This window comes from Desmonostoc muscorum LEGE 12446, from assembly GCF_015207005.2.
GTDB lineage: Bacteria > Cyanobacteriota > Cyanobacteriia > Cyanobacteriales > Nostocaceae > Nostoc > Nostoc muscorum.
On the sequence record NZ_JADEXS020000001.1, the window covers coordinates 4,432,130 to 4,447,919 of the forward strand.

15 protein-coding genes are annotated in these 15,790 nt (G+C 43.2%); 4 read left to right on the forward strand and 11 right to left on the reverse strand.

Annotated elements, in window-relative coordinates:
- Positions 1 to 135: 135 nt before the first annotated feature.
- The 6 genes from IQ276_RS18965 to IQ276_RS18990 all read right to left on the reverse strand — a co-directional run bounded on the left by IQ276_RS18965 (position 136) and on the right by IQ276_RS18990 (position 3,469).
- Positions 136 to 597: a ferredoxin gene (locus IQ276_RS18965; protein ID WP_193919629.1), complete on the reverse strand. Its 462-nt coding sequence runs from the start codon at positions 595 to 597 to the stop codon at positions 136 to 138.
- The gene (locus tag IQ276_RS18970; protein ID WP_190881077.1) at positions 597 to 983 is read right to left on the reverse strand and encodes a DUF1257 domain-containing protein; all 387 of its coding nucleotides are present in this window, start codon (positions 981 to 983) and stop codon (positions 597 to 599) included. Before IQ276_RS18970 ends, IQ276_RS18965 begins: the two co-directional genes overlap by 1 nt.
- A 39-nt stretch (positions 984 to 1,022) precedes the next feature.
- Complete coding sequence (locus IQ276_RS18975) at positions 1,023 to 1,232, reverse strand: DUF2997 domain-containing protein (protein WP_193919627.1); 210 nt, start codon at positions 1,230 to 1,232, stop codon at positions 1,023 to 1,025.
- A 640-nt stretch (positions 1,233 to 1,872) separates the two neighbouring features.
- Positions 1,873 to 2,121 carry a DUF4926 domain-containing protein gene (locus tag IQ276_RS18980; protein WP_193919625.1) on the reverse strand — a complete coding sequence of 83 codons (249 nt, stop codon included), beginning with the start codon at positions 2,119 to 2,121 and terminating at the stop codon, positions 1,873 to 1,875.
- Between the two features lie 23 nt (positions 2,122 to 2,144).
- Positions 2,145 to 2,300, reverse strand: a complete 156-nt coding sequence (locus IQ276_RS18985) for a hypothetical protein (RefSeq protein WP_235115795.1) — start codon at positions 2,298 to 2,300, stop codon at positions 2,145 to 2,147.
- A gap of 59 nt (positions 2,301 to 2,359) precedes the next feature.
- Positions 2,360 to 3,469, reverse strand: coding sequence for a type I restriction endonuclease (locus IQ276_RS18990; RefSeq protein ID WP_193919623.1), 1,110 nt, complete (start codon positions 3,467 to 3,469; stop codon positions 2,360 to 2,362).
- Between the two features lie 344 nt (positions 3,470 to 3,813).
- Here IQ276_RS18990 and bioU point away from each other — a divergent pair, with 344 nt between their 5' ends.
- Entirely contained in the window at positions 3,814 to 4,818 is a 1,005-nt protein-coding gene (bioU, locus tag IQ276_RS18995) for a (S)-8-amino-7-oxononanoate synthase BioU (RefSeq protein ID WP_190881081.1), read from the forward strand.
- A gap of 93 nt (positions 4,819 to 4,911) precedes the next feature.
- Here the strand turns inward: bioU and IQ276_RS19000 are convergent, their stop codons facing one another.
- The 4 genes from IQ276_RS19000 to IQ276_RS19015 all read right to left on the reverse strand — a co-directional run bounded on the left by IQ276_RS19000 (position 4,912) and on the right by IQ276_RS19015 (position 10,268).
- Positions 4,912 to 5,472, reverse strand: a complete 561-nt coding sequence (locus IQ276_RS19000) for a hypothetical protein (protein ID WP_193919616.1) — start codon at positions 5,470 to 5,472, stop codon at positions 4,912 to 4,914.
- A gap of 172 nt (positions 5,473 to 5,644) precedes the next feature.
- Positions 5,645 to 6,868, reverse strand: a complete 1,224-nt coding sequence (locus tag IQ276_RS19005) for a type II secretion system F family protein (protein ID WP_190881083.1) — start codon at positions 6,866 to 6,868, stop codon at positions 5,645 to 5,647.
- A gap of 135 nt (positions 6,869 to 7,003) precedes the next feature.
- Positions 7,004 to 8,131 carry a type IV pilus twitching motility protein PilT gene (locus IQ276_RS19010; protein WP_190881084.1) on the reverse strand — a complete coding sequence of 376 codons (1,128 nt, stop codon included), beginning with the start codon at positions 8,129 to 8,131 and terminating at the stop codon, positions 7,004 to 7,006.
- A gap of 124 nt (positions 8,132 to 8,255) precedes the next feature.
- Positions 8,256 to 10,268 carry a GspE/PulE family protein gene (locus tag IQ276_RS19015; RefSeq protein ID WP_190881085.1) on the reverse strand — a complete coding sequence of 671 codons (2,013 nt, stop codon included), beginning with the start codon at positions 10,266 to 10,268 and terminating at the stop codon, positions 8,256 to 8,258.
- 509 nt (positions 10,269 to 10,777) lie between these two features.
- Between IQ276_RS19015 and IQ276_RS19020 the strand changes: the two genes are divergently transcribed.
- The 3 genes from IQ276_RS19020 to dnaK all read left to right on the forward strand — a co-directional run bounded on the left by IQ276_RS19020 (position 10,778) and on the right by dnaK (position 15,203).
- A complete protein-coding gene (locus IQ276_RS19020) occupies positions 10,778 to 11,989 on the forward strand; it encodes an RNA-guided endonuclease InsQ/TnpB family protein (protein WP_190881088.1) in 1,212 nt (403 codons plus the stop codon).
- Between the two features lie 203 nt (positions 11,990 to 12,192).
- Complete coding sequence (grpE, locus tag IQ276_RS19025) at positions 12,193 to 12,942, forward strand: nucleotide exchange factor GrpE (RefSeq protein WP_190881113.1); 750 nt, start codon at positions 12,193 to 12,195, stop codon at positions 12,940 to 12,942.
- A gap of 302 nt (positions 12,943 to 13,244) precedes the next feature.
- Positions 13,245 to 15,203, forward strand: coding sequence for a molecular chaperone DnaK (gene dnaK, locus IQ276_RS19030; RefSeq protein ID WP_193925519.1), 1,959 nt, complete (start codon positions 13,245 to 13,247; stop codon positions 15,201 to 15,203).
- A gap of 241 nt (positions 15,204 to 15,444) precedes the next feature.
- Here dnaK and IQ276_RS19035 read toward each other — a convergent pair whose 3' ends face one another.
- Complete coding sequence (locus IQ276_RS19035; RefSeq protein WP_193919204.1) at positions 15,445 to 15,735, reverse strand: hypothetical protein; 291 nt, start codon at positions 15,733 to 15,735, stop codon at positions 15,445 to 15,447.
- Positions 15,736 to 15,790: the final 55 nt, after the last annotated feature.

Here is a 15,790-nt window from a genome sequence, read left to right on the forward strand (position 1 = left end):
CACGGCATTGCCGTGCCCCTACACCTTGCGATAGATGTTGTACTGCATCTGAATGGGAACCGCTATATGCTGTATAACAAAAAATAAAAGGACTGATTCTACCAGTCCTTTATTAATTCGATTAAAATTTTTATTTTAATAACGGGATTTTTTGGTCTTTAACTTTTGCTTTTTACGTCGCCGTTCGCTAGCAGCAACTGCCTGTTCTACCGGATAACCCACGACAGGAATTACCTGAAATTTGCGTTCTTCTTCTAAATTTTTGAGTTCAGTGTAATCAACCCAGTGAATGCAATCAACCGGACAAGTGTCAATTGCTTCTTGGATAATTTCTTCGGCGTCCCCATCTTGGCGAATCACTCGCGATCGCCCATAATCTGGTTCAATGTAAAAAGTATTACGCGCAACATGAGCGCAGTGTTTACAACCAATACAGGTGATTTCATCTACATAAACACCATTTTGGCGAAGCACACCGCCCAATTCCGGTTCTAAACCAGAACGTTCCGGGGCATCCCGTAAAAAACCCCCTAATTCTGGTTCCAAACCGGAACGGTTGTCTTCTTGTTCTTCCGGCGAAGGCAGAAAATCAGCCATTACGCACTCCAGCGTTGTACTACCAGGCGTATAGAACCATCTTCATTTTTTTGCTCTTCAGCGACTTGAAAGCCAACACGAGCAGTTTCTTTCATAACTGTTTGGTAAGCATAGCGCTGTGTTACCTGGCGCAAGAATCCATCCACAGAAAGATTTTGCTGCCAATATTGCAAGTCAGCCACCAGTTCATATTCTTTGCCATTCCATCTAAAGCCGATGTCGTAGCCATTTTCCTGCTCGATACTAACTTCCGCAGGATGAGTTTGACCGCGATAGCCGCGTACTTCGCGTGGGCCTGGTTTCCAGTCTATGCCTAATTCAGTCAGAGCATCTTTCAAAGAATCAAGGTTACGGATTTGAGTCTTAATTTGGCTAAAGTGTGACATGGTGGTTTGAATTAAATGACACTAAACTACTGTGAAAACTTACCAATCGCTGTAAGTGTTTTGGGTATTCGCCACGTTCGGTTGCTGCACCTTGGCGGCGAAGTATTCTGAGGTTGGCTCATGCTTAAGTACTTGCCCCAGCTGTGCCTCTATTGCTGCTGTAACCTCAGCGCAAGAAGCACCCACAATGCCAGTGACTTTTTCCTGTACCCGACCATCTGGATAAATTATGAATTCTAATGTCTCCATGCTCTTGGCCAACCACGATAAGTACGTTTGAATTGTACTGCCTTAGCAGAAGGCTACAAATATAGCCATCGGAACATTTTTACTTAGATACAAACTTGCCATTTGTTAACTAATGTTCCATCTTTCAATATATATATCTCAGAATCTTTACAAAAATTATTAATTTTGCTATCACACACATCAGTCTTTAGTTAGTGTCTCTTAACCTCATTAATTAGTCAAGGTAGGCTATGAGTGTGCTAGGTAAGCGCCAAAAGTCCTAAAAATAAGCATTATACGTAGTATGGCCAGCCAGTAGAGTTACAAAAGTATAAAATTTCTTGAAAAACTTTATCATTACAATTAACCTGTCCCTATTCTTGCAAAGGTTACCCACAGGTAGATATTGGTGTATGCGATCGCAGTCCTAAACCTTTTGACCCTGGTCTGGTTACTACCAAGCTGATAACTGTCAAAATAAGCACTCAATCTGTTTATATGCGATCGCTATCATTGGAAGATTCACCAAGAGTTTGCTGTGCAGCGTGACGTAGCTGAATACCCTTGATAGCCGTGAGTCTTGCAACTCCCACTCTAGAGCGCTAGCTAGTAATTGAGCAGCAACAAAACTAACGTCTTGCCCCGCTCTGGCTACTATCGCTTAAGCAGTCACCATTTCTGGGAGTGAATCAGGGGATGCTGGCTCAAAATGTAACACCATAATTTGCTCTGGGCGTAAACCGATAGATTCGTAAGTGCGGCCGTGGCGATCGCTAAATTCAACCTCAAATGCAGCGCCGCTAGCTAATAATTCGACTACTGTACCAACTTGACCACGGTACAGGTTGTATTCAGGTAGATCAACTGTCAGTGCTACTACATCCAGCAACTTGACTCTATTTTTGGTCATCTTTTATGATTTCCAGCCAGATATTACAGTGAATAGCAGGTTGTTAATCTTGGGACATCAGAACCTTCTTCGATAATCCAAGCACTCAGAATGGTTATACTTTTATTTTGCAATTTTAGGCTTAAATCGTAGTATGTAGTGTTGTCTAAATTGATTACGTCGTCCCAAGCTAACTTCACAAGTTTTGACAAATTTGAGAATAATTCAGTGTGTTAACCTGTATTTTAGCTGCTGAAAACTATGTAGCAACAGCTTGAGCATTTTCATAAGCAGCCACAATTGCTTTGAATTTATCAGCATACTGATAAATTTCATTGAGGTTATTGATAGAGACTTTATACGAAACTTTACTGCCATTTGCATCTTTCGAGAATATTTCTAACTTCTTACTATTTTGATCGTTAAAATAAAAACGAACAATTGGTCTCCAAGTATTACCATCAAGCAGAATATTACAGTAGCTCGCTGTATCTTTATATGTTACCCTTGCTGGGTCTAATATCTGACGTAAAATCGACTTAATAATGTAATACCCCTCACGCTCATCATCTGTAAATTCAGGTTGTTTTATAGTCTGTTCTGGTTTGATTTCTGGTTCCGAAGTTGCAGATTCTTGCTTCGTTTTTGAGCGACCTGCTGCTTCATCTAAAAGGGTTTCAATCTCCTCACGAATAAATTCTTTAATAGCCCTTTGTGTATAGCCAACAAACTCATTTTTTAATTGCCCTACGAAATTATTACCAGGACATAAATCTTTAAAAAAATATTTAACAAACTCATCATTGGGCACTTCAACCTGCTTTTTAAGCAGAGCTTTGATACCACCGACATACTTTAATTCTGAGGCTGCTGTAATAGCTTCATCAATATTAAATGCCGATTTTGTTAATTTAGTCAATTCACGGATTGCTGAGTCATTCAAATTGAGTAAATCTAACTCTAAGAATGGAGTTTTATCCATTTTATTGGGTTTTTCCAAGTCAGCATAAAATTTGTATTTTACTCCATCAGTTAATATAGCAATTCGAGCTTCAGTTGCCATGAAATAAGCAAACAACTGGCTCCATTCACGATCATTCTTAAAATCAGTACCGTAACGTTTACACTCAATCAAAATTGCGGGTTGACCGTTTTGGAATATTGCATAGTCTAGCTTGTAATTTGTGCTAGCTCCCACATTTGCATCATATTCAGGCATAACTTCATTTGGGTTAAAGGCGTCATACCCCAAGATTTGCTGAATAAAAGGCATAATCAGGAAGTGCTTTGTAGCTTCTTCAGTCTTGATGCTACCTAATTTTGTAGGGATTGTAGATCCAAAGGCTTTGACTTGATCAACGAAATCCATAATGCCATACTCCAATACTTTTGATTATGACTATGTAGGCTATCAAGTTATAATTCACACAAAATCTCAATAACTAACAGGATTTTGAAGTAAAACAATAATTTACACCCATGTTCTTAACCGCGCTGATTGTGATGTTCCCAGTCCTCTAGATTTTTGACGTTATGCCTGGTGAAAATTTGCCCAAACCCAAATCACTCAGCAATAATTTCTGGTAAAAAATGCATCTGTAGTGGAAGAACCAAGGATAATGAAGCATAATTAACCTCCATAGCTTTTAGCTATTAGCCGGAAGCTGAGATGCCGAATGCTAAAGGCTTTTAACTCAACTCAACAAATTGACTATGAACACAGAACAAGCGAACAAAACAATCCGCGTCGGAGTACTGGGGTTTGGCGGACTAGGACAAGCCGCCGCCAAGCTACTTGCTGCCAAACGCGAAATGATTTTAGTCGCAGCCGCAGATCAAAAAGGCTACGCTTACGCCGCTGAAGGTTTAAATACTCAAGAATGCATCGCCACCTATCAGTCCCAAGGCTCAGTAGGTTATCTAGAGCCAGTTGGGACATTAAGCAATAACAGTATTCAAGATTTAATCGCTACCAGTCAGCCTGTAGATGGCTATTTTCTGGCTTTACCCAACCTACCCAATGATTTTATTCCCTCTGTTGCCAAGCAGTTTATCGAATCCGGTTGGCGGGGTGTGCTAGTGGATGCAATCAAGCGCACCAGTGCTGTAGAACAATTACTGGCGATGAAAGAAGAACTGCAAGCCGCTGGAATTACCTACATGACAGGATGCGGTGCCACGCCTGGACTGTTAACCGCCGCCGCCGCTTTAGCCGCCCAAAGCTATGCCGAAATTCACAAGGTAGAAATTACTTTTGGTGTAGGAATTGCCAACTGGGAAGCTTACCGCGCCACGGTTCGGGAAGATATTGGGCATATGCCTGGTTACACGGTGGAAACTGCTAGGGCGATGACTGATGCAGAAGTAGAAGCGCTATTAGATAAAACTAATGGCGTGCTTACCTTAGAGAACATGGAACACGCTGATGATGTGATGTTAGAGGTAGCGGGAATAGTGGGGCGCGATCGCGTTACTGTTGGTGGTGTAGTCGATACTCGCAATCCTAAAAAACCTCTTAGCACCAACGTTAAGGTTACAGGACGCACCTTTGAAGGGAAAATTTCCACCCATACCTTTACTTTGGGAGATGAAACCAGCATGGCAGCCAATGTCTGCGGACCTGCTTTCGGCTATCTCAAAGCTGGTAGACAATTGCACCAACGCGGCATTCATGGCATATTTACCGCTGCGGAAATTATGCCCCAGTTTGTGAAATAAAAAGTAGAGACGCGATTAATCGCGTCTCTACAAAAGTAAAAAGGCAAAACGAAGAATTTATCTCTGTCTTTTGCCTTTTTACTTTTGCCTTGGTTAAGCAGGTGGAATTTCTGGAGAAAAAGTGTCTGTATAATTCTCTTCAATTAATAAATTTGATGTTTCCATAATAAATGGAAGTTCTGCTCCTACCAAACCTCTTTGAATACGTTCTGAACTCTCACTAAAAACTACGAATAAAGGATATATGCTATTAGCTCCCTCACTCAAAATATGGCTGTGGCGGAAAGGCATCAACCATTCATAATCATTGTCTAAAAAAACTTGGGATTGTCGCCAACGTCCTAACAAATCAGAAAAATCTTCATGGGGACGATGGATAAAGATTAAAATCTCTACTCCCGTTTTGATTTTCCACTCTGGATCGCACATCAAAAGTGCCACATCACAGGGTAAACAAATTGCTTGTGGCTCTGTTATGGCAGTTTTGCGAAGACGAACAATTGGTAAAGGGATAGCGATTACACTCTCATCTGGACGGCGGAGACTGGGAATCATCTCCAAATATGGACGGTGTTGCTTTAGTAAGGCGATCGCAGCCTGATGATTACTGTACTCTGCCAAGCTCGCTTCGTACTGAGATTTTTGTACAGTCATAGTAAATTAGTTACCAATGAGGAGTTAAGAAAAAATTAGTTAGTTTATAGTTGGAATTGAAGAGTTAAGAATAAAAATAATTACTTTAAAATTAAAAATCCATCAATCAAGAGTTTTCACTCCTAACTCATAACTCTTAATTTCTAACTTTTAACTCCTAACTCTTAATCCTCTATCCCAGTTTTTCAAACACCTTAAACATGGGTAAATACATTGCCAGCAAAATTGTACCAACCATTCCTCCTAGTACCAAAATCATGATTGGTTCCAAAACGCTAGTGAGTGCTTTTACTGCTTGCTCAACTTCATCTTCATAGAAATCAGCAACTTTCATCAACATCCCATCTAATTCTCCAGTTTCCTCACCGATACTAATCATCTGAATTGCCATAGCCGGAAAAACTTTGTCTTTTTGTAAAGCAATGCTAATCATGCCTCCTTGTTGAATCTCCATGCGGGCTGCATCTATAGCATTAGCAATTACTTGGTTTCCTGATGTATCTCGGACAATTTCCAAGCAAGTTAAAATTGGTACGCCTGAACGAGTCAAAGATCCAAAAGTTCTGCTAAAGCGGGCAACCGAAGATTTTTGAATTAAGTCACCAAATAAAGGCATCTTGAGGGAAAGACGATCAAGTGTTATGCGACCAACAGGAGTTTTACCGTATTGTGTAAAGCCAATTTTCAGTCCTACAAGAGCGCCGATAAGCACGAAAACCTTCGGACTTCTCAAAAATAGACTAGCATCCATCAAAAATTGCGTTAGAGGTGGTAATTCAGTTCCGATTTCTGTAAAAATCTTCGCAAAAACCGGAATCAGAAAAATGGTCATACCGAGAAAGATAGCAACTGCTATAAAACCCACCACCGTTGGATAAGATAATGCTGATTTAATTTGGTTTTGTAAGCGGGCAACATCTTCTAACAACTTGGCTAAACGATTCAATACTTCGTCTAAAACACCACCAACTTCGCCAGCTTGAATCATACTCACATATAATCCATCAAAGCAGTCAGGATGCTTCCGCATTGCCTCTGAAAGATTCATTCCGCTTTGCACATCGTTGCTAATGTCTACGAGAGCTTGTTTCAGTTTAGTATTACTACACTGTTCAGAAAGTACCCCCAAACTTCTAACGATCGCAACTCCCGCATTCATCAAAACAGCAAATTGACGGGAAAAAACCGCCTTGTCTTTAACAGATACCTTAACTAAGGAATTCTGGAATTTTTTTAAGGCAACATCTGGCTGAAATCCTTGAGATTGCTTGAGGTCTTGGACTACAAATCCTTGATCTCTCAGATTAGTACGAGCTTGCGTCAAGGATTCAGCAACAATTTTTTCTGTTCGGGATTTTCCTTGCGAGTCCCGAACACGGGCAACGTAGGTTGGCATAAATCAATTCAAAATAATCATTGGGCATTGGGCATTGGGCATGGGGCATTGGGTATGGGGTATGGGGCATTGGGCATTGGTTATTTCTCCCCCTGCCTCCCCTGCTCCCTCATCTCCCGAATCTCTCCTATTGGTCTAATGCGCTTTAGCAGCCACACCTGGTTTTGCCCCTGCTGCCTGGGGTGGTGTGGAAGTACCGATGAGACGTTGGATTTCATCTGGTTTGGAAGTCTTAGACATTGCTGCTTCAAAGGAAATCGTTCCTGCTTTGTAAAAATCGGCTAAAACCTTCTCCAGAGTTTGCATTCCCAATTTGCCACCAGTTTGAATAGCTGAGTAAATTTGCGAGGTTTTGCCTTCTCGAATTAAGTTAGAAATAGCGGGAGTAACAATCAGAATTTCTTGAGCCATCACCCGACCATATTCACCGGGTTTAGGGTTTTTCTTAGATACTAATGTTTGGCTAAATACTGCTACGAGTGAGTTTGATAATTGCACCCGCACTTGAGTTTGTCTTTCATGGGGGAAAACATCGATAATCCGGTCAACAGTTTGGGCGGCAGAACTGGTGTGTAGCGTACCAAATACCAAGTGTCCTGTTTCCGCAGCAGAAATCGCCAAAGAAATGGTTTCCAAATCGCGCATTTCCCCCACCAGAATAATATCTGGATCTTCCCGCAAGGCTGCTTTCAAAGCATTAGCAAAACTCTTGGTATCTTCTCCCAGTTGTCGTTGGTGAACCAAGCTTTTAATTGGTTCGTAAACAAATTCAATTGGATCTTCCACCGTTAAAATATGCTCTGCTTTGGTGCGGTTAATCAAGTCAATCATTGCCGCGAGGGTTGTTGTTTTCCCTGAACCTGTGGGGCCTGTTACCAGAATTAGTCCTCTAGGCTTATCGCACATTTCCCGCACTATATCTGGCAGACCTAATTTTTCAAAGTTAGGAATTTTAGAACTTAATGCCCGTAAGCAAGCAGCATAAGCACCACGATCTTTATAGACATTCACCCGGAAACGAGCCAAACCTTTAACACCATAAGAACAATCTAATTCCCAGGTCTGCTCTAAGGTTTTACGTTGGGTGTTATTGAGCATACTAAAAATCAGCCTTTGACACTGATCTGCCGTCAAGATATTTTCACCGATGGGAGTCAGTTTGCCACTGATGCGGAAATAGGGCGGCAAACCTGCGGATAAATGCATATCCGAACCTCCCATTTCAATCATCTGCTCCATCAAGTCTTCAATCATCATTTCCATAGTTTTGCTTCCTTAATTAATGTTTGTTATTTGTCATTTGTCAGTTGTCTTTTGTCAGTTGTTTAAAGTTACTAACCATCGACCAATGACTAATGACTAATGACTAATGACCAATGACTAATGACTAATCTTGAAAACGAGATGTCAGACAGTAGGGACAATCTAGCCATTCAGGTTTCAAGGTGGCATCACAAGTCCGGCAGGTAAGACCTGTCTTGCGTTTGGCTTTTAACTCTGCTTCCAAACCAGTATCTGTAAAGGTCACCCGTTCTACTTCTTCGAGAGTAGTGGAACCTTGGCGTACTAAGTCCAGACTGTAAGCCAGCAAGGTTTTCATCCCTTCTTCTACCGCCACTTCCTTGATGCGTTCCGTGGGTGCTTCTTCGTTGATGAGGGTTTGGAGGTTTTCGGTCACTCGCATGACTTCATAAACACCACAACGCCCTTTGTAGCCGACGCCATTACAAGCTGGGCAAAGGTGATTTTTGGCTTTGGCTTCTGCGATCGCTTCTAATGTCAAAGTGTTAGCTTTGTAGAAGGTGATATCTACTTCAGAGGAAGCTGATAGACCATAACGTGCCAATTCCTCGGTTGTGGGAGTATAAGGAATCCGACATTCAGAACATACCCGCCGCACCAGACGTTGAGCCAAAACGCCAATTAAAGAACTAGAAACCATGAAAGGCTCAATTCCCATTTCTCCCAAACGAGCGATCGCTCCTGGGGCATCATTGGTATGTAAGGTGGTTAATACTAAGTGACCAGTCAAGGCAGCCTCAATCGCTGTTTTTGCCGTTTCCTTGTCCCGCGTTTCACCCACCAGTAACACATCTGGATCTTGTCGCAAGAAAGCCCGCAACGCTGTAGCAAAATCCAGCCCTTTTTCCCGAATTACTTGTACTTGCGTAATGCCTGGAAGACTGTATTCAATTGGGTCTTCCACAGTACTGATATTAATTCCGGGGTCATTCTTTTCCGCTAGTGCCGAATACAACGAAGTTGTTTTACCGGAACCAGTCGGCCCAGTCACCAAAATCAGACCAAAGGGACGGCTTACCATATCCTGGACAATATGTAAAGTCTCTGGATCGGTAATTAACTTATTCAATCCGAGTTGGGTGGAAGAATTATCCAAAATCCGCAGTACCACCTTTTCGCCGTAGCGACTGGGTAAGGTATTTACACGGAAGTCTACTTTGCGACCCTCAAACATCCGGCGGATACGTCCATCTTGGGGTAAACGCCTCTCGGCAATGTCTAGATTGGAGATGATTTTAAACCGGGCTGTCACCGCTGGAATGATTTTTTTCGGCATCACGGGGAAAGCTTCACGCAGCACTCCATCTTTACGGAAGCGGATACGTAAGTTTTCTTCTTGTGGTTCCACATGAATATCGGAAACTTTTTCATGCAGGGCTTTAGCCAGGATTCTGTTGACAAGGTTAATAACAGGGGCATCTTCAGCACCCTTCATCGCTGCCCCTAAATCAGCCTCCATCTCCTCAGGGGCATCTTCAATGTCGAGATTTCCGAGATTTTCTAAATCCTGACTAATATCTGTAGAGTTTTCTCGTTCTAGGTGCTTTTGCCGCACAGCCAGATCATCCAAGTATTGGTTGATTAGCTGTTGGTAGTCCTCCTGTGTAATCACCATGCGCTGCAATGCCAAGCCTTGGGGGCGCAAGATGCGATTCAGGTCATCGGAAGCCTCCAGATTATCCGGAGCAACCATCGCCACTAAAACTGAGGGTGGGGTTTGGTCTTCGTGTTTTGACAGTGGTACCAAACGATGGCGACGGCAGATATCCACTGGGATCAGGGTATCAATCAGGGTTCCCACCATTGTGTTACCAACGGAGTTAACTTCCGGATCGAGGAATTCAACTCCGTAGAGTATTTTTAATTCAAATAGCTGTTGTTTTTTGTATTGCCTGAGCAGCTCAGGTGATAATTGTTGTCCAGTAATTGACTCTAATACTTCCGTTAGCGGTCTGCCAGATTTGCGGCTTTCAATTAGCGCCTGTCTCATCTGTTCGGTATTAACATAGCCAGACTGCACTAACTTGTTGCCAAAGGGCGAAAACTCTGTTCTAGTAGTTAGAGCGGTACTGCGCCGTTGTGGTGACGAGTAAGTCATAAATCAGCAATTGATTTGGGGAAACCTCTGGTTAAAGTATTCCCAGCATCTGACACAGAATTCTCATCCATTAAAAAAAGTCCTCACCAGAAGAGGACAAGGGAATGGAGTTTCATGTTGATGGTTGACTGTTGACGGTTAACACTCAACAGTTAACACCTTTTTAGAAATCATTAAATTTTGAGTAGTAAGCTAATCGTCATTTAAATTGCACCATTTTCATGGTAATAAAAGCTGCAAACCCTCTCCCTTGCTCCCTGCCCCCTGCCCCCCTGCGATCTCAATGTGCAAATTAAATGCTTAACAGCTTAACTCATTAAAAACCCGATCCATAAATTCAGATGAGGGGTGAATCAGATTCAGCGCCACTCTTGCAAAATACTTACTCCTAGAGTTACGCTAGCGAAAACCTGGGGTTAGAGCCTCGCCCTTAAGCGGGCGACTTTATTCTACTAACCGAGCAAGCGATTTTTAGAATTGTGATAAAATAGAGTCAGGAGGTAACAAGCGTGTTTAACCTGACTTACGAATTCAAGCTAAAACCAACACAAAAACAAATATTACTGTTTGAAGAATGGATAGAAACTCATAGACGGGTTTACAACCATGCTTTAGCTGAACGCAAGGACTGGTATAAGTCCCGTAGTTGTCAGGTAAATGCTTGTAGCCTCCATAGCTGCTATATCATTCCTGCTGAGGCACCGCGCCCAACATTTGCAAGCCAGTGCAAATCTTTAACTGCTGCACGTCAAGAAAATGAATATTTAAAACGAGTTAATGCTCAGTCTTTACAGCAAACATTGAGGCGACTTGAAAAGGCTTTTGTGAGTATGTGGGAACAAAATCATGGGTTCCCAAGATTTAAAAAGCCAGGACGGATGCGGTCTTTTTCTTTCCCGCAATTAGGGCAAAATCCGCTAACCAATAGTCAGGTAAAATTGCCTGTAATTGGTGCTGTAAAAGTGCGTCAATCACGAAGCATTCCTGATGGTGGAATAATTAAGCAAGCGCGTGTGGCAAGAAAAGTTTCTGGATGGTATGTGATGCTAACTATTCAATGGGATGTATCCATACCAGAAAGGTTGCCACACGGAGAAGCGGTAGGAATTGATGTCGGTTTAACTAATTTTGTTGCAACTTCTAATGGTCTTTTAGTTAAGCGTCCAAAGTTTTTTGTTGATGCCGAACGCAAGCTTAAATTGCTGCAACAGCGCGTTAAGAGAAAACCTATAGGCTCGAACAATTGGCGTAAAGCACAAAGGAAAGTTGCTTCACTGTATGAATACGTTGCCAACTGCCGCAAGGATTGGCACACAAAGCTATCTCATCAAATCTGCAACGATACTGAGATGGTTTTTATTGAGGACTTAAACCTTGTCGGACTATCCCGTGGAATGTTGGGCAAGCACTGTCTAGATGCGGGATTTGGGCAATTCTTCAGTATTTTGGATCAGATTTGTTTTAAGCGTAGTGTCTATTTTCAAAAAGTAGATAGCCGTAAAACAAGCCAAATCTGCCCAAACTGCCAAAGCGTGACAGGCAAAAAAGATTTGTCAGAGCGTATTCATAATTGCTCAAATTGCGGCTATACAACCCATAGGGATGTCGCCGCCGCACAAGTAGTTCTCCAGAGGGGACTTGCAGCCGTGGGGCACACGGTCAAGATGCTTGCTGAGGGTAAATTCGTCGGAATCCCTGTGAAGCAAGAATCCTCAGCATAACGGCTCAGGAGTGTCAATCGTTCGGGTTACCGCACTAGAAGCGTATCAACTAGCGTGTTCACCATTTGTCACAATAAGATGACGGTGACATTACTCCAGGAACTTGTCGGCAATAAAATCAGCCTTAGTTGCAAGCCGCGAATGACGACGGTTGCAAGCTATGGAGATGTACTGCCATAAAAAGCATCTGGAATCAGTAGACAATAATGGATGAAAATAAACAGATAAACGATACAAGCCAGCAATTGGGTGAACCAACAGAGGTAAAGCAAGCAATGAAGAGCGACTCCCCAGCCCAAATCAATTCCAATGAATCTGGCAGCGAAGTTACTGAGCAAGTGGCAGCCCAAACCAATGTAACGGCGGATACGGCTACTCTTAATCAAGAAAATGGCGGCGCTGCAAGCGAGAAAGCTGAACTGGAAACGGCAGCTTTGGCAGAACTGACTCAACAAAACGAGTCTCTCAAAGTGCAACTAGAAGAACGTAGTACTCAATATATGCGGATTGCCGCTGATTTTGAGAATTACCGTAAACGCACTATCAAAGAAAAAGAAGAACTAGAAGCCCAGATGAAGCGGAACACGATTCTGGAATTGCTACCAGTGGTCGATAACTTTGAGCGGGCGCGATCGCACCTCAAACCGCAATCTGATGGCGAAATGACCATCCATAAAAGTTACCAAGGCGTTTACAAACAATTAGTAGATACCCTTAAACGTTTGGGTGTTTCACCAATGCGTCCTGAAGGTCAAGAATTCGATCCTAACCTGCACGAAGCAGTAATGCGGGAACCTACGGATGAACATCCTGAAGGAACAGTGTTAGAAGAGTTAGTGCGCGGATATTACTTGGGCGATCGCGTGCTACGCCATGCAATGGTCAAAGTCGCTGCTCCCAAGGAAGATACACCTGCTGCACTAGAAGATCAGTCGAGTCCAGCCGACAGTTAAACTGTAACCGCTCGCCTCGCTGACCAAAAGTGCCTGGTTCTAGCAGAGGCGAGCATCGTTATTGAGTATTGGGAAGATGAGGGAAATGAGGGAGATGAGGGAGCAGGAGAGGCAGGGGAGGCAGGGGAGGCAGGGGGAGAAATAACCAATGCCCAATGCCCTATTCCCTATTCCCTATTCCCTATTCCCTATTCCCCATTTCTAGATGCTGAAGTTTTGAGCTAGCCTTGGTTCGGTGCAAAACAAGTTAGTCCGCGACATCATAATTACAGCATAAATACTCAGTAAAAATACTGGAAAGTATGGGAAAAGTTATTGGGATCGACTTAGGCACTACTAACAGTTGCGTCGCAGTTTTGGAGGGCGGTCAACCACTTGTGATCTCCAATTCTGAAGGTGGACGAACTACTCCAAGTATTGTGGGATTTGGCAAGAGTGGCGATCGCTTGGTCGGTCAACTGGCAAAGCGCCAAGCCGTAACCAATGCCGAAAACACAATTTACAGTATTAAACGATTCATCGGTAGGCGTTGGGAAGATACTGAAGTGGAACGCAATCGCGTGCCCTACAACTGCGTCAAAGGTCGAGATGATACCGTTGATGTTCAAATTCGCTCAAAAAATTTCACGCCACAAGAAATATCTGCCATGATCCTGCAAAAGCTGAAGCAGGATGCGGAAAATTTCTTGGGTGAAACTGTCACTCAGGCAGTGATCACCGTACCAGCATATTTCACAGATGCCCAAAGACAAGCCACTAAAGATGCTGGCACTATTGCCGGACTCGAAGTCCTGCGAATTATCAATGAACCAACGGCTGCGGCTTTAGCTTTCGGATTAGATAAACAAGAGCAAGAACAGTTAATTTTAGTCTTCGACTTGGGAGGAGGTACCTTCGACGTGTCGATTCTGCAACTTGGGGATGGTGTTTTTGAAGTTAAGGCTACTTGTGGTAACAACCACTTGGGTGGAGACGACTTTGATAATGCGATCGTGCGTTGGATGATGGAACGCTTCCAGCAACAGGAAAAAATCGACCTTTCCCAAGATAAAATGGCACTCCAACGCCTGCGGGAAGCAGCGGAAAAGGCAAAAATTGAACTATCGAGTATGGTGAATACCTCCATCAACTTGCCGTTTATCACCGCCGATGACAGCGGCCCCAAACATCTGGAGATGGAACTCAGCCGCTCTAAATTTGAAGAACTTTCAGGGCAATTAATCGAAGCTACCATCGAACCGATGATCCAAGCCCTCAAAGACGCAGCTCTCAAACCGCAAAACATAGATCGGATTATTTTGGTAGGTGGTTCTACCCGGATTCCCGCAGTCCAAAACGCGCTGATCAAGTTTTTCAATGGCAAAGCTCCCGATCGCTCTATCAATCCTGATGAAGCTGTAGCACTAGGAGCTGCTATCCAAGCAGGGGTTTTGGGTGGCGAAGTCGATAATCTCTTACTATTGGATGTCACCCCCTTGTCTTTAGGGATTGAAACCTTGGGTGAAGTGTTCACCAAAATCATTGAACGCAACACCACAATTCCCACTAGTAAGTCACAAATATTTTCCACAGCAGTTGATGGGCAAACCTCGGTGGAAATTCACGTCCTCCAAGGTGAACGCGCAATGGCACGAGATAACAAGAGTCTCGGCAAGTTTCTCTTAGCAGGAATTCCCCCATCCCCCCGTGGTGTACCGCAAATTGAAGTATCTTTTGAAATTGATGTTAACGGCATCCTTAAGGTTGCTGCCCAAGACAAAGGTACAGGCAGAGAACAAAGTATCAGGATTACCAATACAGGTGGTTTAAGTACCAACGAAGTCGAACGGATGCGCCAAGAGGCTGAATTGTTCGCCGAAGAAGACAGAAGACGTAAAGAACTCGTTGAACTCAGAAACCAAGCAGATAATCTGTTGTTCAGTTACGAATCCACCATCAAGGATAATGGCAACTTTATCGGCGATCAGATGAAAACCTTGGCTAGTGAAAAAGTTTCACAACTCCAAGCAGCAATGACTGACTCCAGCATCTCCACAACAGAATTTAGGCAGCGCTTAGACGACTTCCAACAAACCCTATTTGCCATTGGTGCCGATGTCTACAACCGAGCAAACAGCCAAACCGATGAAATTGAGGAAGTTTCGGTTGGCGCTTTTACCCCAGAACTAGACTCAGCTATGAATGGCACACTCATACCCCAATTCAACTTTGATTTTGACGAAGAAAGTACTGCACAAGCTGATTATGAGGCGATAGATTAGGGATTGGGGATTGGGGACTGGGGACTGGGGACTGGGGACTGGGGATTGGGTACTGGGTACTGGGGATTGGGTGCGGAAGATTCGCTGGAATCCAATCCCTAATCCCCAGTCCCTAATCCCCAGTCCCTAATCCCCATTTTTGAGATTTTTGTTAAAACACTTTAATATATCTAAATATATTGATGCTAAATTTAGCGAAGTTTCACAAGACCCCAGCGGTTTGCTAGATTGTAGAAGCAAATTACTGTGGGCTAAACGGTGTGCTAGTTGAGATGCGATCCAAAGCATATGGGTGGTTTTCCACACCTGATGGTGCGGCTAGCCCCTCTGGTTGATGGGCGGGGTTTTCCTCTCCTACGTAGCACAATTGTAAAAGAGACAGCAAATTCAGCAGTGAGAAGTCCGAACAGAGGTTTCCTTTGTTTGTAACTACTTCTGCAACTTTTGTCGTCTCCCACGAGGAAAGCACCTGTTGCTTAAAATTTGTCGGTGATTTTTGTAAAAGGTAAAGGGTAAAATCAGTTATTAACAAAAATTTATTTTATCTTCTGCCTGTCCTCCGGCAAGCCGCCCTCCCAAAGACGTTT